The organism is Pseudomonas caspiana (genome assembly GCF_002158995.1).
In the GTDB taxonomy this organism is placed as follows: Bacteria; Pseudomonadota; Gammaproteobacteria; order Pseudomonadales; family Pseudomonadaceae; genus Aquipseudomonas; species Aquipseudomonas caspiana.
Map to the genome: position 1 here is coordinate 125,965 of NZ_LOHF01000013.1, position 20,070 is coordinate 146,034.

The window sequence follows — 20,070 nt, forward strand, 5'->3', positions numbered from 1 at the left end:
TATTTATGCGAAAGTGCTGCGACTGAGGATGGGACCCATACCGGTTGAGGTAAAGCCCATGCAAGACAATGCCTAGGATAAGTACAGATTATGTTTGAATCGCTTGGTCAAATGTCGCTGGATCTGCTGCGGGCGTTCGAAGCTGCGGCGCGCCTGCGTAGTTTCACCGCCGCGGCGATCGAACTGGGCACTACTCAGCCCGCCGTGAGCCAACAAATCAAGCGCCTGGAAGAACAGTTGGCGACCCGGCTTTTTGACCGAATCTATCGAGGTATTGAGCTGACCGACGCAGGGAGCATTCTGTTCAGCCATGTGCAGACCGGCATGGAGTCTATGGACGCAGGGCTGATCGCGATCACCCATAAGCATCAACACGAGGTGCTGCAGGTCGCCACCGATTTTGCATTCGCGGCTTACTGGCTGATGCCGCGCCTGCATCGCTTTCATGAAGCCAACCCGGATGTGGACGTCAGCCTGGTGACCAGCGAACGTAGCCACAGCATGTTGCGTGCTGATATCGACGTCGCGGTGCTATTTGGCGACGGACGTTTCAAGCAAGGCGAGAGCCGCTGGCTGTTCAGCGAAGAAGTCTTCCCGGTGTGCAGCCCGCAGTTACTGGCCGGGCGAGAGCCGCCATTGTCCACCGACGTACTGCGTGAATTCCCGCTGCTACATTTGCGTGGCGAAGGCAGCGCCAACTGGTTCGACTGGGGGGGCGTGTTCCGCGCCCTGAACATTCCTCAGGCCCCTGCCCCCGGCCAATTGCGTTTCGACAACTACACGTTGCTGATCCAGGCCGCAATTGCCGGCCAGGGCGTGGCTATCGGCTGGCGTCATCTGGTAGACGCCCTGCTTGATCAAGGATTGTTGTGTCGTCCTGTCGATGCGACAGCGGTTTCCGCTTATGGCTATTACGTTGTACTGCCACAACGTAAACGGCGGGTGCAGATTGTTCAGCAGTTTGTGGATTGGCTGGCGAGTGAACAGGCGCAGAGCGGATCGTCGCTGACGGGCAGGCCGTTGCCGTCGATTGCGGTGTGAATAGGGGGCAGCGCTGTGCCTGTGCCACAGCGCTATCGCGCAGCAAACATTGGATATGTAGGAGCTGCCGAAGGCTGCGATGGCGGAGTGTCAGAAGTACCGCTTTCGCAGCCTTCGGCAGCTCCTACAGAGATTGCATTTAATAATGGGTCCACAGGAGCACTTACACGCATGTCAGAGATTCAGGGTTATCACGCCCATGTTTACTTCGATGCTGACACCCTCGAACAGGCGCGGGCCTTGTGTGAGGCGGCGGCCGAGAAGTTTGGGTTGGCGATGGGCAGGGTTCACGAACGGCCGGTTGGCCCGCATACCGACTGGAGTTGTCAGCTGGCGTTTGATCATCCGCAATTTGCCGATGTCATGCTATGGCTGGCGCTGAATCGCAATGGTCTGGTGGTGTTCACTCATCCGTTGACCGGGGATGAGCTGGCGGATCACACCGAGCATGCAATCTGGATGGGGGCGGTACGGCCGTTGAATGTGGGGATGTTCAGGCGGTAGGTAGAGAGAAAACACCGCAACTGTAGGAGCTCACGAGCACCGCGAGGCAGCGATGGCGGTGTCTCAGGAATACCGCTATCGCTGCCTCGCGGTCCTCGTGAGCTCCCACAGGTACAGGGTTTTGTTAATTCAAAACACCATCCAGAATCGCGTACACAATTCCGGTGCCCACGGCGATCAGGACCACGTCAGTGCCCATGCGGCGCCACTCGTAGCCATCGTAATGCGGCAGGTGTTGCAGCGAGCGAGCGTCCAGGCGTTTGCCGTAGCCGGGTGGCAGCGGACGACCTTTGACCACATGAATGTTCGGCGGCAGCGGCTGACCACGGCCGATCACGTCCCGATGCTGCTGAATAGTGTTGCGCACGCCATCAAAGTTTTCCGGCGGGCGATTGCCACCACGGTTGTCCTGATGGGCTTGCTGCTGCGGGCGTCCGGCGTTGCCTTGACCTTGTTTACCCTGATCGTGACCACCTTTGCTTTGTGGACCTGGACCTTGTTGCTGACCTTGACGGTTGTCGTCAGGGCCGCCGCGCTGATCTTGCGGCGCTGCTTGCAACAGCGGACTGGCGCTGATCATCAAGATACCCAGCCCGGCAATCAAACGGTTCGGCAGTTTCATGTCTTGCTCCTGAAAAATTCAATGCAGCAAAAAGGGGTTCACGACATCAGTCCTGAACCCCTTTGCCTGACTACTTAGTACAGGCGTTTGCGCTTTGATTCCTCTGTATCAGGAACTTTACCTTCAGCTCACACGAGCTTTACGTACGCCTTCGGCCAAGGCCGCGCATAGGCTTAACACGTCATCGACGCCCTGCTCTGGTGACGCAGCATTGGCGATCTTGTCCACCAGTGCCGAGCCCACAACTACGCCGTCCGCGAGGCGAGCGATGGCGGCTGCCTGCTCCGGGGTGCGAATACCGAAACCGACACAGATCGGCAGGCTGGTATGGCGATGCAAACGCTCGATCGCGCCCTCAACGTGCTCCATCGTCGCCGAACCTGCGCCAGTCACACCAGCAACCGATACGTAGTAAACAAAGCCGGAGCTGCGCTCAAGCACACGCGGCAGGCGCGCATCGTCGGTGGTTGGCGTGGTCAGGCGGATGAAGTCGATACCGGAGGCCTGCGCAGGCGTCGCCAGTTCGGCGTCATGCTCGGGTGGCAAGTCGACAATAATCAGACCATCAACGCCCGCTTCGCTGGCAGCGGCGACGAATTTTTCCACGCCATAACGATGGATCGGGTTGTAGTAACCCATTAGCACGATCGGCGTGGTTTGATCGTCGATGCGGAACTCGCTGACCATTAGCAGGGTTTTCAACAGCGTCTGACCGGCATCCAGAGCACGCAACGTCGCAAGTTGAATGGCCACGCCGTCGGCCATAGGGTCGGTGAACGGCATGCCCAGCTCGATAACATCGGCACCGGCTGCTGGCAGACCCTTGAGGACTTTAAGCGAGGTGTCATAACCCGGGTCGCCTGCGGTGACGAAGGTCACCAATGCCGCGCGGCCTTCGGTTTTCAGCTGGGCGAAACGTTGTTCGAGGCGGCTCATACCAGCTTCTCCTGATTCTGTTCGGCGGCGGCCATGTGGTTCATGACGGTTTGCATGTCTTTGTCACCACGACCCGACAGGCACACCACCATCAAGTGGTCGTCGCGCAGGTTAGTGGCGCGCTTCATGGCTTCGGCCAGAGCGTGAGCGGTTTCCAGGGCCGGGATGATGCCTTCCAGCAAGCAGCAATGGTGGAAGGCTTCCAGCGCTTCTTCGTCGGTGATGCTGACGTATTCGACGCGCTTCACTTCGTGCAGGTAAGCGTGCTCCGGGCCAATGCCTGGGTAGTCCAGACCGGCAGAGATCGAATGCGCGTCAGTGATCTGACCGTCGTTGTCCTGCAGCAAGTACGTGCGATTGCCGTGCAGCACGCCTGGCACGCCACCGTTGAGGCTGGCAGCGTGCTTGTCGGTATCAACACCGTGGCCACCGGCTTCGACGCCGATAATTTCCACGCTGCTGTCATCCAGGAACGGGTGGAACAGGCCCATGGCGTTAGAGCCACCACCGACGCAAGCGATCAGGCTGTCTGGCAGACGGCCTTCTTTCTCCTGCATCTGGACTTTGGTTTCCTTGCCGATGATCGACTGGAAATCACGAACCATCGCCGGGTACGGGTGTGGGCCTGCAACGGTGCCGATCAGGTAGAAGGTGTCGTCGACGTTGGTTACCCAGTCACGCAGTGCTTCGTTCATCGCGTCTTTCAGGGTGCCGGTGCCGGAGGTGACAGGGACGATTTCAGCACCCAGCAACTTCATGCGGAACACGTTGGCTTGCTGCCGCTCGATGTCGGTAGCGCCCATGTAGATCACACAAGGCAGGCCAAAACGTGCAGCAACTGTGGCCGTCGCCACGCCGTGCATGCCGGCGCCGGTTTCGGCGATCAGGCGTTTTTTACCCATGCGCTTGGCCAGCAGGACCTGGCCGATGCAGTTGTTGATCTTGTGCGCGCCGGTGTGGTTCAGCTCTTCGCGCTTGAAGTAGATCTTCGCGCCGCCGCAAAACTCGGTCAGACGCTCAGCGAAGTACAGAGGGTTTGGACGACCAATGTAGTCGCGCTGGAAATAGGCCAGTTGCTCGACGAATTCCGGGTCAGCTTTCGCAGCTTCGTACTCGCGATTCAGGTCGAGCACCAGTGGCATCAGGGTTTCGGCAACGTAGCGGCCGCCGAATGAGCCGAACAAGCCGTTGGCGTCTGGGCCGCTGCTGAAGTTGGTCTGGGTCATGTGACCTCCAGGGTCGATAAGCGAATGAGTGAGCCGGATCGGCAATGAGCACACTTTAACCAGCGCCAACCCATCTGAAAACCGATAAGATCGCGGCAACCTGTCAGGAAAACTCACAGATACCATGAGCCGGGACCTTCCTCCGTTAAATGCATTGCGAGCCTTTGAAGCCACTGCACGCTCTAACAGCGTCAGTCAGGCGGCTGAACAGCTGCACGTAACTCACGGTGCAGTGAGCCGGCAATTGAAAGTGCTTGAAGAACACTTGGGCGTCGCGTTGTTCGTCAAGGACGGGCGTGGCCTTAAACTCACAGATGCAGGTATTCGGCTGCGAGACGCCAGCGGTGACGCTTTCGACCGGCTACGCAATGTGTGCGCCGAGCTGAGCCAAGGCAATGCGGATGCCCCGTTTGTGTTGGGCTGTTCCGGGAGTTTGCTGGCGCGCTGGTTCATCCCACGATTGGGACGGCTGAACGCGGACCTGCCGGATCTGCGCCTGCATTTGTCGGCGGGTGAAGGTGATCTGGATCCGCGTCGCCCCGGACTCGACGCGCTGCTGGTGTTCGCCGAGCCGCCATGGCCAGCAGACATGCAAGTCTTCGAGTTGGCGAGTGAGCGGATTGGTCCGGTGTTAAGCCCGCACTTCTCCCGCTATGCGCAGTTGCAGCAAGCCCCGCTGCAGGATTTGCTCAACGAAACCCTTCTGCAAACCACTTCGCGGCCGCAAGCCTGGCCCAGCTGGGCGCAGCAAAACGGCATCGACCCGAAGGCGCTGCAATATGGGCAGGGTTTTGAGCATCTGTATTATTTGCTGGAAGCGGCCGTGGCTGGCCTTGGCGTGGCGATTGCCCCGGAACCACTGGTCGCGGATGACCTGCGTGCGGGTCGCCTGGTTGCGCCGTGGGGCTTCAGCGAAACCCCGGCGCAACTGGCGTTGTGGGTGCCCAAACGTGCCGCTGACGGGCGCGCTCAATCATTGGCCATGTGGCTAAAGAATGAGCTGAAACGTTCGGGACGGCCCTAGCTCCTTAAACCGGGAGCGGTTTTATCAGTTACCGCGTTTGCACAGCAGGTAAGCAGCCAGCAGGCCGACCGCACCTACAGCAACACCGGCGGTGGTCCAAGGGTGCTCTTGCGCGTAATCGCGGGTAGCAACGCTGGTTTCGCGGGTTTTGACTTTGACGTCTTCGTAGACATCGCTAAGCAGGCTGCGCGAATGGCTCAGCGCGCTTTCAGCGTTGGCTTTCAAATTTTTGAGGGTCTTGCGCGATTCGTCCGAAGCATCGGATTTCAGGCCTTCCAGCGATTTCAACAGACTTTCGATTTCCGCTTCCATGCTTTGAAGCGAGGCTTTACGTAGTGAAGTGCTAGCCATGATGTTTCTCCTGCGATGGTGAGTGGCGTGTGTTGTTTCCGACTACAGGCTTTTCAGAAAGTGCGTTTGTTTTTTGCAAAGTTGTGTTTTCGCAAAGTGCTGAACTTTTATGCAGCTTTTCCCCACAGAGGTAAGGAGCGTACTCACTGCTACGCTCGTAATGACCCATAGGAGAACTGCCATGACTGATCATCACACCTACAAGAAGATCGAGCTGGTTGGCTCGTCTACCACCACCATCGAAGACGCAATCAATAACGCGTTGGCCGAAGCCAGCAAAAGCATCAAGCACCTGGAGTGGTTTGAAGTTGCCGAGACCCGTGGCCACATTGAAGATGGCAAGGTTGCGCACTATCAGGTCACCCTGAAAGTGGGTTTCCGAATTGCCAACAGCTGAGCAGTGCTGAACTTTCGCACTGGCTGAATGCCATATCCTCCGCTACACAGATAGAGCCCGCTGCGGCGAACAATCGTCGGGGTGGTTAATTCTTTCAGGTCGTTTGCCCTGTAGATGACCTGTTTTGGCCTGACGAAGGAGTTTGACCAATGAAGAAATTTCTATTGGCGGTAGGTTTGCTGAGCATTGCCGGGACCACCTTGGCCGCTGGCAAGCCGTGCGAAGAGTTGAAGGCGGAAATTGATGCAAAAATCCAGGCCAAAGGCGCTTCGTCCTACACGCTTGAAGTCGTCGACAAAGGCAGCGTGACTGACAAGACCGTTGTCGGCAGCTGCGAAGGCGGCACCAAGGAAATCGTGTATCAGCGCGGCTGATCGGATTGCAGAAACAAAAAAACCGACTCATTGAAGTCGGTTTTTTTGTGTCTGTGGCTAACCTTTTGCCCTGTAGGAGTGCACGAACACCGCGAGGCCGCGATGGCGGTGTATCAGGCAAACCGCTATCGCTGCCTCGCGGTGCTCGTGAGCTCCTACAGGTCGCCCTTAGCCTTTTGCAGCCTCAGCCAGAATTTCATACGAGCGCAACCGATCGGCATGTTCATACATGTCGCAGGTGAAGATCAGCTCATCAGCGTCGGTCTGTTCCAGCAGCACATCCAGTCGAGCGCGGATTTTCTCCTTGCTGCCGATCATCGCGAGGCCGAGGAAGTCGCTCACCGCTTCACGCTCATGAGGCAGCCACAGCCCTTCCATGCTTTTCACGGGCGGCTTCTGCATCAATGTCTGGCCGCGCATCAGCGAAAGAATCCGCTGATACAGGGATGTCGCCAGATACTCCGCGTGCTCGTCCGTATCGGCCGCCACCAACGGCACACCGAGCATGACGTAGGGCTTGTCGAGTACGGCTGAAGGTTCGAAGTGATTGCGATAGACCCGGATGGCCTCATGCATGTAGCGCGGCGCGAAATGCGACGCGAACGCGTAAGGCAGACCGCGCTGTCCGGCCAACTGCGCGCTGAACAGGCTTGAGCCCAGCAACCAGATCGGCACATTGGTGCCGGAACCCGGAACCGCGATGACTCGTTGATCAGGCGTCCGTGGGCCGAGATAGGCCGTTAACTCCGCCACATCCTCAGGGAAGTCGTCAGCACTGCCAGAGCGCTCCCGGCGCAATGCACGGGCGGTCATCTGATCGGAACCCGGCGCACGGCCCAGACCCAGGTCGATACGGCCCGGATACAGGCTTGCCAGGGTGCCGAACTGTTCGGCAATCACCAATGGCGCGTGGTTGGGCAGCATAATGCCGCCGGCACCGACGCGAATCGTCGATGTCCCGCCCGCCAGATAGCCGAGCAGCACCGAAGTCGCCGAACTGGCAATGCCGTCCATGTTGTGGTGTTCGGCCACCCAAAAGCGGGTGTAGCCCAGCTTTTCGACGTGTTGCGCCAGGTTCAAGGAGTTGCGCAGGGATTCAGCCGGGCCTTTGTCGTGGCGTACCGGCACCAGATCGAGCGTAGAAATTTTCACATCAGATAAACGTTTCATAGGTCGTCAACGATCCTCGAAAGTGTTTTTGCAGGCTTGGCGCATGACCCGTCTGATGGAAATAACGCTGATGACCGAAACCCGCGGTTGTTAAAGAGGATAAGGGCATATGCTCGAGATTCAATCCCTAAAGTAGAAAAATTCTACTTTATTTTCGGATCCTTCCGACTGTTGAACTTTCCAGACCGAGCTATCCTCAGAACCCTTAACCCTGTGCGAAACCGCACTCATCCATGAGGAGACACCATGAGCATCGTCAAAAAAGCATCGGCCCACTGGGAAGGCGACCTTAAGACTGGCATCGGCAGCATCTCCACTGAAACCGGCGTATTGCGCGAAGCGCCGTATGGCTTCAAGGCTCGCTTCGAAGGCGGCAAAGGCACCAACCCTGAAGAATTGATTGGCGCAGCACACGCGGGCTGCTTCTCCATGGCGCTGTCGATGATTCTGGGCGGCGAAAACCTCACCGCTGAAAGCATCGACACGACTGCAGACGTCACCCTGGACCAGGTTGATGGCGGCTTCGCGATCACGGCCGTGCACCTGACGCTGAAGGCCAAGGTGCCGGGCGCGACCCAAGAGCAGTTCGACAAACTGACCACTGCAGCCAAAGAAGGCTGCCCGGTATCGAAAGTCTTGAACGCCAAGATCACCCTGGACGCTACGCTGCTTAGCTGATCAGTACAGGATAGATGATTGACCTGTAGGAGCTGCCGAAGGCTGCGATAGCGGTGTCTCAGGACGATCGTTATCGTGGCCTTCCGTCGCTCCTGCAGCGTCAGGCCAAGGTCAGTTTGTTTAACCTTCCACATCCAGCATCCAATGCCGACGTACCTTGCGACGATGCCACGCTGAGTTGTACTGGCGGCTTTCTCGCGCTTGAGCAATAAGTTGGCAGCCGCCCTCCTCTGCAGTCCCCAGGGTGAACGCCCGACTTGCTCCAATCGCATGTTTATCAGAGCCGTAGAAGGCGATCACGCGCACTTCCAGGCTGGAAAACACCCAGTCTTGCGCCGGTTTGTGACCTTGCATGGGAATCGAATGAAGCAGGGCCAGGCGCTGAATGAGAGAGGCGAAAGAGCCAATGTGCGTGAAGTCGCCAGTGCCCAGTGGCCCCTGACGGGTGGCGTTGTGCAGGATCAGATCCTGTTCGATTTCGCCTTTGCTTTCTTCGCGTATATCGGTGACGTCGCAGCACAGTTCGCCCTGATTGGTGTTGAGCACCAGAACGATCTGATTGATGAAGATGGGCTCGGCGCTCATGTTACTGATCAGGCACAGCGAGCCGATGCCTTTACCCGCGCCCCGGTTGATGATGATCCGCGGTCGACGCTGGCGGCGATAATTGTTCAACAGCAGTTGTGCGTAGAGCACCCAGACAATCAGCGTACCGATGCTGATCAGGACCGTCAGGGCGTCCTTGTACTGGATAACCCATTGGATGAAAGGTGCGTTCATACATCGCTCAGTCAGTTAATCGTCAGGATGTGATGAGTCACTCATAAAGAAGTTCGGCTCGACTGACGAACGCCGAACTTGCTGGGACCGGACAATGTCTATGAAAAGGAGCGGCGCAGGCGCGGGAATCATTCTGGCGCGTGCTGCTCTCGGGGTATCGAGGAGTTGAGCATGAACCGTTTTGCATTAGCCGTATTGGGTCTCTCGCTGACCACCAGCGCCCTGGCCGCGCCCAAAGACTGTGAAGAGTTGAAAGCCGAAATCGAAGCCAAGATTCAGGCCAACAATGTCAGCTCCTACACACTGGAAATCGTCGCCAAGGGCGATTCCCACGACCAGAACATGGTGGTCGGTACCTGTGCCAATGGCACGCGAGAAATCATTTACCAGAAGAACGACCGCTGATCGTCAGATACAGGTAACGTGGTCCTGCTCGGCCAGAACTTTACGCTGGGCATCCAGCAGTTCGGCGGTCACATCGTTGGTCAGCGAGCGGACTTCGATCATGTAGCGCTGCCCTGCCTTGAAGTTCGCATAGTGCAGTTCGACGTAGCACGTCAGCTCGGTGTATTCATCACCCATGGCCGTAAAACCACCGTAGTGGATCTCATAGTCATAGCGTACCTGAAGCCGGTGGCTGCCCGGTGATATCTGGAAGTAGCGCCCGTCGTAGGTGGTCTTGCCGTCTACTTTGTCAGCCATGACCAGCTTGCCGGTCATAGTGCGCATATCGACCCAGGCTTGAGCAGGATCAACGGCTGGCATGGGGCCTGCGCAGCCAGCCAGAGTGGTCAGGGCTAAGAGCATCAGTAAAAGGCGCATGGTCGGCTCGGCTCAGGAATCTCGATAGTAGTTGCGAAAGGCCGGTGCTGTCCGGCATAACGCGCCATGTATGCAACTTTAAAGGCTGTCCATGCCGAGTCTCAACGTTTTACGCCTTTGGCGCAGTTGGCCATTGATGGCTGTCTTGCTATTGAACGGCTGCTCGAGCATTACCTATTACGACCAGTTGGTGAGCGGCCAGTTTCAGTTGTTGCGGGCTCGTGAGCCGGTTGAAGACGTGATCGCTGATCAGAGCCGCGACCCGAAACTTCGCCAGCGTCTGGCTCTGTCCCAGCTAGCACGTGACTTTGCCAGCACCCGCCTGCACCTTCCCGACAATAAGAGCTATCGACTGTATGCCGATCTTGGTCGGCCGTACGTGGTCTGGAATGTGTTCGCGACGGATGAGTTCTCCCTTGAACCGATCACCCATTGCTTCCCCATCGCCGGTTGTGTCGCTTATCGCGGCTACTACACCGTAGGAGGCGCGAGGGGCGCGGCGGCGTTACAGCGTCTGCAAGGCAAAGACGTATACGTAAGCGGCGTCGAGGCTTATTCCACCCTGGGCTGGTTCAACGATCCGATTCTGAGTTCAATGATGAATTGGGATGATGAGCGCCTTGCGACGCTGATCTTCCATGAGTTGGCGCATCAGCGTTTTTATGTGAAAGATGACACTGAGTTCAATGAGTCCTACGCAAGCTTTGTCGAGCAGGAAGGAACCCGACAATGGCGCGCCGCACGTGGCCTTGATCCGCAGCGTAAAACGCAGACCCAACAGCGGGACGAACTGACCCGGCTGGTGCTGGCGACCCGGGAGCGTTTGAAACAGCTGTACCGCCAACCTTTGAATGTTGAGCAGATGCGCGAGCGCAAGGCGGCGGAGTTCGAAAGGCTACGCAGCGACTATCGCGTGCTGCGCGATCAGCAATGGTCAGGGGATAAGCGTTACGACGCCTGGATCAACGCACCGATGAACAATGCCCGGTTGCTGCCCTTTGGGCTTTACGATCAGTGGGTGCCAGCATTTGAAGTGCTGTTCAAAAACGTGAACGGCGACTGGCAGGCGTTTTATGCGCAGGTTGAGCGCTTGGGCGCATTGCCGATCGCGCAGCGCAGGGCTGAGTTGCAGCGGCTGGCGGGTGGATCCCAATGAGGTATTTGGCAGCATTGAGCCTGTAGGAGCTCACCGAGGTTACGAGGCCAGCGATAGCGGCGTGTCAGACATACCGCCATCGCTGCCTCGCATTGCTCGTGAGCTCAGAAAATGATAGGTGCGTCTTTTATTTCAACCCCGACATCTTCTGAATTGCACCCTTGAGCTCGTCATCGGTGCAATCGCCGCAGGTGCCTTTGGCAGGCATGGCGTTGAGGCCGGTGATTGCCTTGGCCAGCAGGCCATCAAGGCCGCCCTGGTGATCGGCGCGTTCTTTCCAGGCGGCGGTATCACCGATCTTCGGCGCATTCAGCAAACCCACGCCGTGGCAGGCGTTACAGTGTTCGGCAATGATGTCGTCAGGGCTTTTGGCCGCACCACCGCCGGTGGAGGCGACGACTTCCATACCTGCGCATTCCTTGCCCTGAATACAGACCTGGCCGACCGGCTCGAGCCGTTTGGCGATCTCGTCATTGGTTGCTGCCTGAGCGTTGAGCGCCCAAAAAGCCAATGCGGCAGCAACGGCCAGAATCTTATTAGTCAGGTTCACGCTCACACCCTCATGGTGACTATTCACGCTCGCCTGCCACGGTTTAGCAGGCGGCGAAAGTATAGCTCCTCGCCTGAGAGTCCGAAACAACCCTGCAATCAGAAAGGTTATTATTCGACGCTCGACGTTCGGGGGATGTGCTTGCTGCGGCCCGTGTTTTCCGGGCCGTTGGCTTAGAAATTGGCCGGGGTGGCTGCGCTGATTAGTCGCGCCGGGACGTCAAACGGGTTGCGAAAGCGATGGGGTTTGCTGCTCTCGAAGTAGTAGCTGTCGCCCTCTTCAAGTATGTAGGTATCGAGACCGACCACAAGCTCCAGTCGGCCCTCGACCAGAATGCCCGTCTCTTCTCCCTCGTGAACCAGCATTTCGTCACCGGTATCTGCACCGGGCGGATAAATTTCGTTGAGGAATGCAATCGCACGGCTCGGGTGAGCTTTGCCCACCAGCTTCATGGTCACCGCACCGTCGGAGATATCAATCAGCTCGCTGGCCTTGTAAACCACTTGGGTCGGGTTCTGCTGCTCAAGTTCTTCTGAGAAGAACTCCACCATGGACATGGGAATCCCGCCGAGCACTTTCCGGAGTGAACTGATCGATGGGCTGACGCTGTTTTTCTCGATCATGGAAATGGTGCTGTTGGTCACGCCTGCTCGTTTGGCAAGTTCGCGCTGGGACAGGCCCTTGAGTTTACGAATGGATTGCAGTCGTTCACCGACGTCCAATGCGGCAGTCCTCCTAGATAGATCAGGCAAGGTCGAGTTGAGCGCCATCATGGCAATAGCGTTCAGTATTTACAACACTTGGACTGGTTACGGAATATCAAGGGATCTGGCTGGCAAGCGGTGCGGTGTTACGCGGCAACATTACCTCTGTAGGCGTGCACGAGCACCGCGGGGCTGCGATGGCGGAGTTTCAGGCAGCCCGCTTTCGCTGCCTCGCGGTGCTCGCGAGCTCCTACCGAAAAAGAAGCTCGATTCAGAGAATTATCCTAGTTCTGATAAACCCTTGGCACCCGGCGCAGATTGCAAAAGATGCGATACGGAATGGTGCCTGCGCGAGTCGCCACGTCGCTGGCCAGGACGTTCTTGCCCCAGAGCTCGACCCGGCTGCCCAAGCCTGCGGCTGGCAGATGGCTGAGGTCGACGCACAGCATGTCCATCGACACTCGGCCCAGCAGTTGACTCGGCTGACCGTCGATCAGGACTGGCGTGCCTGTAGGCGCTTCGCGAGGATAACCATCGGCATAACCCATGGCCACCACGCCAACGCGGCTGGCGCGTTCGGTGATGAATGTCGCGCCGTAACCTACCGGCTCGCCCGCAGGCAATTCGCGTACGCAGATCACTTTTGATTCCAGCGTCATCACCGGTTTCAGCTGATCAGCCACCGCTTGCGGCCGATCGAATGGCGTGGCGCCGTAGAGCATGATGCCCGGTCGTACCCAATCACTGGGAACATCCGGCCAGCCCATGACTGCAGGGGAATTGCGCAGGCTGATTTCGGCGCTGATGCCCTGGCGGGCGGCTTCGAATACCGCGACTTGCTCGGCGCTGGACGGGCAGTCCAGTTCGTCGGCGCGGGCGAAGTGGCTCATGAGGATGATTTTCGCCACTTTGCCGCTGGATTGAAGGCGTTGATAAGCCGCTTGAAAATCCTGGGGATGCAAGCCAACGCGATGCATGCCTGAATCGAGCTTGAGCCAGACAGTCAATGGTTTGTGCAGACGGGCCTGTTCAATGGCTTCCAGCTGCCATAGCGAATGCACCACGCACCAGAAATCGTGCTCGACGATCAGGTCCAGTTCATCGGCTTCGAAGAAGCCTTCCAGCAGCAGAACCGGTGCACGGATACCGGCAGCGCGTAACTCCAGCGCCTCTTCAATGCAGGCCACGGCGAAACCATTGGCCTCGGACTCAAGTGCCTGGGCGACTTGCACAGCGCCATGTCCGTAGGCGTCGGCCTTGATCACCGCCAGTGCTTTCGCGCCGGTGGTTTCCCGGGCGAGGCGGTAGTTATGACGCAGGGCTTGAAGATCGATAATCGCGCGAGCTGGACGCATGTTGGGATTCTGACGGCAAAGGAATAGAACTGTAGGAGCTGCCGAAGGCTGCGAAGGGTCTTGGTCGCTGAGGTGACGTCAAGAGTGTTCGCAGCCTTCGGCAGCTCCTACAGGGGATACGTTGTTAAGGAAGCGCTGCCACAACCGACAGCTCAACCAGTATTTCCGGTTCGCATAGCTTTGCTTCGACAGTTGCACGCGCGGGCGCGACGCCTTTCGGCAGCCATTTGTCCCAGACGCTGTTCATTCCGGCAAAGTGGGCGTCGATGTCTTTCAGGTAAATGGTCACTGACAGGATGCGGCTTTTGTCGGTACCGGCCAATTCCAGCAAGCGCTCAATGCTGTGAAGGGTCTCGCGGGTTTGTTGCTCGATCCCGGCGGCCATGTCGTCACCGACCTGGCCTGCAAGGTACACAGTGCCGTTATGGACGACGATCTGGCTCATGCGCTCATTGGTGAGCTGGCGCTGGATGGACATTTTTTGCGATCTCCCTGGTGCTGCCGTAACGAGAAATATCAAGGCCTTCGGCGCTGATCTGAGGTTTCTGGCGAGCAATCAGGTCCGCCAGCAAACGACCCGAACCGCAGGCCATGGTCCAGCCCAATGTACCGTGGCCGGTATTGAGGAACAGGTTACGGTACGGCGTGGCACCGACAATCGGCGTGCCGTCCGGCGTGGTCGGACGCAAGCCGGTCCAGAAACTGGCCTGGCTCAAGTCACCGCCGCGAGGATAAAGATCGTTGACGATCATCTCCAGTGTTTCCCGTCGACGCGGGTTCAGCGACAGGTCAAAACCGGCAATCTCGGCCATGCCGCCGACCCGGATACGGTTATCAAAACGGGTAATCGCCACCTTGAATGTCTCATCGAGAATGGTCGATGTCGGGGCCATCGCCGGGTCGGTGATCGGCACCGTCAGCGAATAACCTTTGAGCGGATACACCGGAGCCTTGATGCCCAGTGGCTTGAGCAACTGCGGCGAGTAGCTGCCGAGTGCCAGGACGTAACGGTCTGCCGTTTCCAGCTTGCCGTCGATCCACACACCATTGATGCGGTCGCCAGCGAAATCAATGCGTTCGATGGACTGGTTGTAACGGAACTCAACGCCCAATTGCACAGCCATCTCGGCCAGGCGAGTGGTAAACATCTGGCAATCGCCAGTTTGGTCGTTGGGTAGTCGCAGGGCACCCGCGAGGATATTGGTGACGCCTGCCAAAGCCGGTTCAACCCGGGCAATATCGTCGCGGTTCAAAAGCTCGAATGGCACGCCGGATTGCTCAAGTACGGCAATGTCCTTGGCGGCGTTGTCCAGTTGCTCCTGAGTGCGGAACAGCTGAGTCGTGCCCAGTGTGCGGCCTTCGTAAGCGATACCGGTTTCAGCACGCAATTCGTCCAGACAATCACGGCTGTATTCGGACAGGCGAACCATGCGTTCTTTATTGACCGCATAACGGTTGGCCGTGCAGTTGCGCAGCATTTGCGCCATCCACAGGTACTGGTCGATATCGGCAGTGGCTTTGATCGCCAGTGGCGCGTGGCGCTGAAGCAGCCACTTGATCGCTTTGAGCGGCACACCGGGCGCAGCCCAAGGCGATGCATAACCCGGCGAAACCTGGCCTGCGTTAGCAAAGCTGGTTTCCATGGCCACCGCTGGCTGGCGATCCACGACCGTAACCTGCATGCCTGCCCGTGCCAGATAATAGGCACTGGTCGTGCCGATCACACCACTACCAAGGACCAGAACGCGCATGTCGATTTACCTCATCGCGGATATCCGCTGACGTTTTGAAGTTTTAAGCAAGGATGTGGGCAGTATATGCAGCTCCGAGCAGTGCTTTTCACTGTATAAGCGCCTATATTTGGCGGGATTTCCCGGCAAAGAAGCCTTTGGTAGAGGGGGTTTTACCCATGCGTACCCAAACCCAGTCAAAACGTGAACTGGACAAGATCGACCGCAACATCCTGCGCATCCTTCAAGCCGATGGCCGAATCTCCTTCACCGAGCTGGGCGAGCGCGTCGGTTTGTCTACAACGCCCTGCACAGAGCGGGTCCGTCGGCTGGAGCGCGAAGGCATCATCATGGGTTACAACGCCCGCCTGAATCCGCAAAGTCTCAAGGCTAGCCTATTGGTGTTCGTCGAGATCAGTCTGGATTACAAGTCTGGCGACACCTTCGAAGAGTTCCGCCGCGCCGTGCTGAAACTGCCCCACGTGCTGGAGTGCCACCTGGTCTCGGGCGACTTCGATTACCTGGTCAAAGCGCGCATCTCGGAAATGGCCTCGTACCGCAAATTGCTGGGCGACATCCTGCTCAAACTGCCCCACGTGCGGGAGTCCAAGAGCTATATCGTGATGGAAGAGGTGAAAGAGAGCCTGAATCTGCCGATTGCGGATTGAGTCGGGTATCTGTGGATTTCTTGTCGGAGATTCTATGTTTGCCCGCAATCTGACGTGGGACCGGCTTTAGCCGGGAAGAGGCCAGTACATTCAACAAATATAGGGAGTCTGTAATACTGCTTTCCCGGCTAAAGCCGGTCCCACGCCATCAGTACAGTTGAGTCTCGTCCAGCGTCTAAACCAACACCTGCCGCGTCGACGCCATGTATTCATGAATCTGCTTTTCAACCCGCGGATGAATCATCTCCACCGGCCTGCGTCCATTGGGGCATGGCAGGGTCGGCGTGGTGCCGAACAGGCGGCAGATCAGCGGGCGCTCGTCATAGACCGTGCAGCCATTGGGGCCAAGGTGCACACAGTTGAGTTCGTCCATGGCCGCATCCTGCTCGGCCGCCGTCTTGCGCGGCAGCCGGGACATTTCCTCTGGCGAGGTCGTCACAGGACCACAGCAGTCGTGACAGCCAGGGACGCATTCGAAAGAAGGGATCTGCTGGCGTAACGCACGAATTTTCTGACTGTTGCAGCTCATTGAAACTTACCCGCTATGAATGGGCGTGATTTTGCCTCAGTCCGGCTGTTCAAGACAGCACCGTCTGGATCGTGCCTTGCCCGTCGCTAAACCAGCGGCTTATCCTCGGAGATGTTTTCAAATAACACCAACGGGATTACGCCATGAACGCCCGCGTTCAACTATCGACCGCCTACGACCAGCACACCGCCTCTTATTACGCCGCCAGCAGCCATCCCCAGCCGGATTATCCGTCGCTGCAAGGTCAGATTCAGGCGGACGTCTGTGTGGTGGGCGGTGGATTTTCCGGCCTGAATACCGCGATTGAACTGGCCGAGCGTGGCTTGAGCGTGGTGTTGCTGGAAGCGCGAAAAATTGGCTGGGGAGCCAGCGGGCGTAATGGCGGGCAGTTGATTCGCGGCGTTGGTCACGGTCTTGAGCAGTTCACGGGCGTCGTCGGCGCCGAAGGCGTTCGGCAGTTGAAGCTGATGGGCATTGAGGCGGTCGAGATCGTGCGCCAGCGCATTGAGCGCTATGGCATCGATTGCGATCTGACCTGGGGTTATTGCGACCTGGCCAACAAGCCTCGGGATCTCACCGGGCTTTCTGAGGATGCTGATGAGTTGCGCGATCTGGGTTATCGCCATCCGCTACAGCTATTGCAGGCCAGCGAGATGCGCAGCGTAGTCGGTTCCGATCGCTATGTGGGCGGGCTTATCGACATGGGATCGGGGCATTTGCACCCGCTAAACCTTGCCTTGGGCGAAGCCGCTGTGGCGCAGTCTTTGGGCGTGCAAGTGTTCGAGCACTCGGCGGTGAGCCGCATTGAATATGGCCCGCAGGTCAAAGTGCATACCGCTCAGGGCACTGTTTTGGCCAGTACGCTGGTGCTGGGCTGCAACGCTTACCTGAATGATCTCAACCCGCAGCTCAGTGGCAAGGTTCTACCCGCAGGCAGCTACATCATCGCGACCGAGCCGTTGCGCGAAGAACTGGCAAAGCAGTTGCTGCCACAAAACATGGCCGTGTGTGATCAACGCGTGACGGTGGACTACTTCCGGCTCTCGGCGGATCGACGTTTATTGTTTGGTGGGGCCTGTCACTACTCGGGTCGTGACCCTCAGGACATCGCGGCCTATATGCAGCCCAAGATGCTCAAGGTTTTTCCGCAGTTGGCGAGCGTGAAGATCGATTATCAGTGGGGCGGCATGATTGGCATCGGCGCCAACCGCTTGCCGCAGATCGGTCGCTTGAAGGACCAGCCCAATGTCTTCTACGCCCAGGCCTATTCCGGACACGGCCTTAACGCGACGCATCTGGCTGGCAAACTGCTCGGGGAAGCCATTGCCGGGCAACACAGCAATGGCTTCGAGCTGTTCGCCAAAGTCCCGCACATCACCTTCCCCGGCGGCAAGCACCTGCGCTCGCCACTGCTGGCGCTGGGGATGCTTTGGCACCGGTTCAAGGAGTTGCGTTGAGGCTTGTGTCTGGCCGCGTAGACCTGTGGGAGCCGGGCTTGCCCGCGAATCAGGCTGGACGCGGTTCACTTTAGATCGCGTCCAGCCTTATCGCGGGCAAGCCCGGCTCCCACAGGATTATGCCGGGCCCGGTAATCACTCCCGCCAAAACGGCTTCAACCCTTCCCGCAGCGCCTGACCAGAACTAAGGCCTACATCGCGCAATTGGTCTTCAGTCAAGGTCAGCAGCGTCCGGCGTGATGTCCAGCGATGGCGATATAGCGCCCAGCGGCCCAGCTTCGGTGCGTTGGCTGTCTTGGTGACAACTGCTCGCCCGTTGCTCAGTTCCTGGCTGTAAAGCGCCAACCGCACATCACTCAACCCGTTCATGTTCCCAACCCTCGTTACGTTGTGGTGTGGGTACATGATGAATCGCTACGACAAACCATTACAGATTCAAACAAATCTATTTATCTGCATACAGATGTTTTCATAACGGCGCTGAATGCTGTATTTTTCTCCAATCTGTATGGCTGACTCACTTAAAAAACCGAGAGTATGCTCATGACGCTCTACGTCAACCTCGCCGAATTGCTCGGTACGCGTATCGAAAACGGATTCTATCGGCCTGGCGACAGGCTGCCTTCGGTACGGGCGTTGAGCGTTGAACATGGCGTCAGTCTGAGTACGGTGCAGCAGGCGTATCGCGTGCTGGAAGACAGCGGCCTTGCCCTGCCCAAACCCAAGTCCGGGTATTTTGTGCCGGTCAGCCGCGCTGTTCCGGCGCTGCCGGTCATTGGCCGTCCTGCGCAGCGTCCAGTGGATATCTCCCAGTGGGATCAGGTGCTGGACCTGATGCGGGTCAAGGCTTTGCCGAACCTAGTGCAACTGGGGCGTGGCATGCCCGACGTCAGTAGCCCCACGCTACGACCGCTGATGCGCGCCCTTGGGCGGATCAGTCGTGATGAGCAAATGCCCGGTCTGTATTACGACAGCATCCAGGGCAACCAGACACTTCGCGAGCAAGTCGCTCGGCTGCTGCTGGATTCGGGTTGTAACCTGACCGCCAACGATTTGCTGATCACCACCGGTTGCCACGAGGCGCTTTCGGCCAGCGTCAGAGCCATCTGTGATCCGGGGGATATCGTCGCCGTGGACTCGCCAAGCTTTTTCGGCGCGATGCAGACACTGAAAGGCCTGGGCATGAAAGCCTTGGAAATCCCGACCGATCCCGTGACCGGTATTAGCCTTGAAGCATTGGAGCTGGCGCTGGAGCAATGGCCGATCAAGGTCATACAGCTGACGCCCAACTGCAACAATCCGCTGGGTTACGTCATGCCGGAAAACCGCAAGCGCGCCTTGCTGACACTGGCTCAGCGCTTTGATGTGGCGATCATCGAAGACGATGTCTATGGCGATCTGGCGTTCAGTTATCCGCGGCCGCGCACGATCAAATCCTTCGACGAAGACGGTCGGGTCCTGCTGTGCAGCTCGTTCTCCAAGACACTTGCGCCAGGCTTGCGCATCGGTTGGGTGGCGCCGGGCCGCTACCTAGAGCGCGTGCTGCACATGAAGTACATCGGCACGGGTTCAACAGCGCCCCAGCCGCAACTGGCGATTGCCGAATTTCTCGAGGGCGGTCATTACGAGCCGCATCTGCGGCGTATGCGTAGTCAGTATCAGCGCGGTCGCGAACAGATGATCGACTGGGTGATGCGTTACTTTCCGGCGGGTACGCGGGTCAGTCGTCCGCAAGGTGGCTTCATGCTGTGGGTCGAGCTGGCCGAGGACTTCGATACATTGCGTCTGAATCGTGCGCTGTTGACCAAGGGCGTACAGATTGCAGTGGGCAGTATTTTTTCTGCCTCCGGCAAATATCGCAATTGCCTGCGGATGAACTTCGCTGCCAAGCCGTCGCCAGAGGTCGAGAACGCGGTGCGCACGGTCGGTGAAACCATTTCTCAGCTGATTGCAGAGCAATCGCCTCCTGTTTCGTAACTTTTCCGGGGTTTTTGCG

General features: G+C 58.0%; 25 protein-coding genes. 11 read left to right on the forward strand and 14 right to left on the reverse strand.

Annotation, left to right across the window (positions count from 1 at the left end):
* Positions 1-90: 90 nt before the first annotated feature.
* Entirely contained in the window at positions 91-1,041 is a 951-nt protein-coding gene (locus tag AUC60_RS16295) for a choline sulfate utilization transcriptional regulator (RefSeq protein ID WP_087269513.1), read from the forward strand.
* A gap of 171 nt (positions 1,042-1,212) precedes the next feature.
* Positions 1,213-1,545 carry a DOPA 4,5-dioxygenase family protein gene (locus AUC60_RS16300; RefSeq protein ID WP_087269516.1) on the forward strand — a complete coding sequence of 111 codons (333 nt, stop codon included), beginning with the start codon at positions 1,213-1,215 and terminating at the stop codon, positions 1,543-1,545.
* A 124-nt stretch (positions 1,546-1,669) separates the two neighbouring features.
* Here the strand turns inward: AUC60_RS16300 and AUC60_RS16305 are convergent, their stop codons facing one another.
* The 3 genes from AUC60_RS16305 to trpB all read right to left on the reverse strand — a co-directional run bounded on the left by AUC60_RS16305 (position 1,670) and on the right by trpB (position 4,329).
* A complete protein-coding gene (locus AUC60_RS16305) occupies positions 1,670-2,167 on the reverse strand; it encodes an anti-virulence regulator CigR family protein (RefSeq protein WP_087269518.1) in 498 nt (165 codons plus the stop codon).
* A 123-nt stretch (positions 2,168-2,290) separates the two neighbouring features.
* Positions 2,291-3,103 carry a tryptophan synthase subunit alpha gene (trpA, locus tag AUC60_RS16310; RefSeq protein ID WP_087269521.1) on the reverse strand — a complete coding sequence of 271 codons (813 nt, stop codon included), beginning with the start codon at positions 3,101-3,103 and terminating at the stop codon, positions 2,291-2,293.
* Positions 3,100-4,329: a tryptophan synthase subunit beta gene (gene trpB, locus AUC60_RS16315; RefSeq protein ID WP_087269524.1), complete on the reverse strand. Its 1,230-nt coding sequence runs from the start codon at positions 4,327-4,329 to the stop codon at positions 3,100-3,102. Before trpB ends, trpA begins: the two co-directional genes overlap by 4 nt.
* Before the next feature lie 124 nt (positions 4,330-4,453).
* On the opposite strand from trpB, the gene AUC60_RS16320 reads away from it, so the two are divergent.
* Positions 4,454-5,353 carry a LysR family transcriptional regulator gene (locus AUC60_RS16320; protein ID WP_087269527.1) on the forward strand — a complete coding sequence of 300 codons (900 nt, stop codon included), beginning with the start codon at positions 4,454-4,456 and terminating at the stop codon, positions 5,351-5,353.
* A gap of 24 nt (positions 5,354-5,377) precedes the next feature.
* Here the strand turns inward: AUC60_RS16320 and AUC60_RS16325 are convergent, their stop codons facing one another.
* The gene (locus AUC60_RS16325; RefSeq protein ID WP_087269531.1) at positions 5,378-5,704 is read right to left on the reverse strand and encodes an ElaB/YgaM/YqjD family protein; all 327 of its coding nucleotides are present in this window, start codon (positions 5,702-5,704) and stop codon (positions 5,378-5,380) included.
* A gap of 181 nt (positions 5,705-5,885) precedes the next feature.
* Here AUC60_RS16325 and AUC60_RS16330 point away from each other — a divergent pair, with 181 nt between their 5' ends.
* Positions 5,886-6,101 carry a dodecin gene (locus AUC60_RS16330; protein ID WP_087269534.1) on the forward strand — a complete coding sequence of 72 codons (216 nt, stop codon included), beginning with the start codon at positions 5,886-5,888 and terminating at the stop codon, positions 6,099-6,101.
* 149 nt (positions 6,102-6,250) lie between these two features.
* Positions 6,251-6,475, forward strand: coding sequence for a DUF1161 domain-containing protein (locus tag AUC60_RS16335; protein ID WP_087269537.1), 225 nt, complete (start codon positions 6,251-6,253; stop codon positions 6,473-6,475).
* 168 nt (positions 6,476-6,643) lie between these two features.
* Here AUC60_RS16335 and AUC60_RS16340 read toward each other — a convergent pair whose 3' ends face one another.
* Positions 6,644-7,645: an LLM class flavin-dependent oxidoreductase gene (locus AUC60_RS16340; protein ID WP_087269540.1), complete on the reverse strand. Its 1,002-nt coding sequence runs from the start codon at positions 7,643-7,645 to the stop codon at positions 6,644-6,646.
* Positions 7,646-7,891: 246 nt separating this feature from the next.
* Here AUC60_RS16340 and AUC60_RS16345 point away from each other — a divergent pair, with 246 nt between their 5' ends.
* Complete coding sequence (locus tag AUC60_RS16345; protein ID WP_087269543.1) at positions 7,892-8,323, forward strand: OsmC family protein; 432 nt, start codon at positions 7,892-7,894, stop codon at positions 8,321-8,323.
* A gap of 120 nt (positions 8,324-8,443) precedes the next feature.
* On the opposite strand, the gene AUC60_RS16350 is transcribed toward AUC60_RS16345, so the two are convergent.
* Entirely contained in the window at positions 8,444-9,103 is a 660-nt protein-coding gene (locus AUC60_RS16350; RefSeq protein ID WP_193441868.1) for a hypothetical protein, read from the reverse strand.
* Between the two features lie 171 nt (positions 9,104-9,274).
* On the opposite strand from AUC60_RS16350, the gene AUC60_RS16355 reads away from it, so the two are divergent.
* Positions 9,275-9,508: a DUF1161 domain-containing protein gene (locus AUC60_RS16355; RefSeq protein ID WP_087269546.1), complete on the forward strand. Its 234-nt coding sequence runs from the start codon at positions 9,275-9,277 to the stop codon at positions 9,506-9,508.
* A 3-nt stretch (positions 9,509-9,511) separates the two neighbouring features.
* Here AUC60_RS16355 and AUC60_RS16360 read toward each other — a convergent pair whose 3' ends face one another.
* Entirely contained in the window at positions 9,512-9,925 is a 414-nt protein-coding gene (locus AUC60_RS16360; protein WP_087269549.1) for a PA0061/PA0062 family lipoprotein, read from the reverse strand.
* Between the two features lie 91 nt (positions 9,926-10,016).
* Here AUC60_RS16360 and AUC60_RS16365 point away from each other — a divergent pair, with 91 nt between their 5' ends.
* On the forward strand, positions 10,017-11,081 hold the full coding sequence (locus AUC60_RS16365; protein ID WP_087269552.1) for an aminopeptidase: 1,065 nt from the start codon (positions 10,017-10,019) through the stop codon (positions 11,079-11,081).
* Between the two features lie 127 nt (positions 11,082-11,208).
* Here the strand turns inward: AUC60_RS16365 and AUC60_RS16370 are convergent, their stop codons facing one another.
* The 5 genes from AUC60_RS16370 to dadA all read right to left on the reverse strand — a co-directional run bounded on the left by AUC60_RS16370 (position 11,209) and on the right by dadA (position 15,441).
* Positions 11,209-11,631 carry a c-type cytochrome gene (locus AUC60_RS16370; protein WP_087269555.1) on the reverse strand — a complete coding sequence of 141 codons (423 nt, stop codon included), beginning with the start codon at positions 11,629-11,631 and terminating at the stop codon, positions 11,209-11,211.
* Positions 11,632-11,804: 173 nt separating this feature from the next.
* Positions 11,805-12,353 (reverse strand): cupin domain-containing protein, encoded by a 549-nt coding sequence (locus AUC60_RS16375; RefSeq protein WP_087269558.1) that lies wholly within the window; start codon positions 12,351-12,353, stop codon positions 11,805-11,807.
* A 266-nt stretch (positions 12,354-12,619) separates the two neighbouring features.
* Positions 12,620-13,690: an alanine racemase gene (alr, locus tag AUC60_RS16380; RefSeq protein ID WP_087269561.1), complete on the reverse strand. Its 1,071-nt coding sequence runs from the start codon at positions 13,688-13,690 to the stop codon at positions 12,620-12,622.
* Positions 13,691-13,814: 124 nt separating this feature from the next.
* Positions 13,815-14,168, reverse strand: a complete 354-nt coding sequence (locus tag AUC60_RS16385) for a RidA family protein (protein ID WP_087269564.1) — start codon at positions 14,166-14,168, stop codon at positions 13,815-13,817.
* Positions 14,140-15,441 carry a D-amino acid dehydrogenase gene (gene dadA / locus AUC60_RS16390; protein WP_087269567.1) on the reverse strand — a complete coding sequence of 434 codons (1,302 nt, stop codon included), beginning with the start codon at positions 15,439-15,441 and terminating at the stop codon, positions 14,140-14,142. Before dadA ends, AUC60_RS16385 begins: the two co-directional genes overlap by 29 nt.
* 158 nt (positions 15,442-15,599) lie before the next feature.
* Between dadA and AUC60_RS16395 the strand changes: the two genes are divergently transcribed.
* Positions 15,600-16,088: an Lrp/AsnC ligand binding domain-containing protein gene (locus AUC60_RS16395; RefSeq protein WP_027901535.1), complete on the forward strand. Its 489-nt coding sequence runs from the start codon at positions 15,600-15,602 to the stop codon at positions 16,086-16,088.
* A gap of 175 nt (positions 16,089-16,263) precedes the next feature.
* On the opposite strand, the gene AUC60_RS16400 is transcribed toward AUC60_RS16395, so the two are convergent.
* A complete protein-coding gene (locus AUC60_RS16400) occupies positions 16,264-16,617 on the reverse strand; it encodes a YkgJ family cysteine cluster protein (RefSeq protein ID WP_027901534.1) in 354 nt (117 codons plus the stop codon).
* A 143-nt stretch (positions 16,618-16,760) separates the two neighbouring features.
* On the opposite strand from AUC60_RS16400, the gene AUC60_RS16405 reads away from it, so the two are divergent.
* The gene (locus AUC60_RS16405) at positions 16,761-18,074 is read left to right on the forward strand and encodes an NAD(P)/FAD-dependent oxidoreductase (protein ID WP_087269570.1); all 1,314 of its coding nucleotides are present in this window, start codon (positions 16,761-16,763) and stop codon (positions 18,072-18,074) included.
* 135 nt (positions 18,075-18,209) lie between these two features.
* Here the strand turns inward: AUC60_RS16405 and AUC60_RS16410 are convergent, their stop codons facing one another.
* Positions 18,210-18,443, reverse strand: coding sequence for a DUF1127 domain-containing protein (locus AUC60_RS16410; protein WP_087269573.1), 234 nt, complete (start codon positions 18,441-18,443; stop codon positions 18,210-18,212).
* Between the two features lie 174 nt (positions 18,444-18,617).
* On the opposite strand from AUC60_RS16410, the gene AUC60_RS16415 reads away from it, so the two are divergent.
* Entirely contained in the window at positions 18,618-20,051 is a 1,434-nt protein-coding gene (locus AUC60_RS16415) for an aminotransferase-like domain-containing protein (protein ID WP_087269576.1), read from the forward strand.
* Positions 20,052-20,070: the final 19 nt, after the last annotated feature.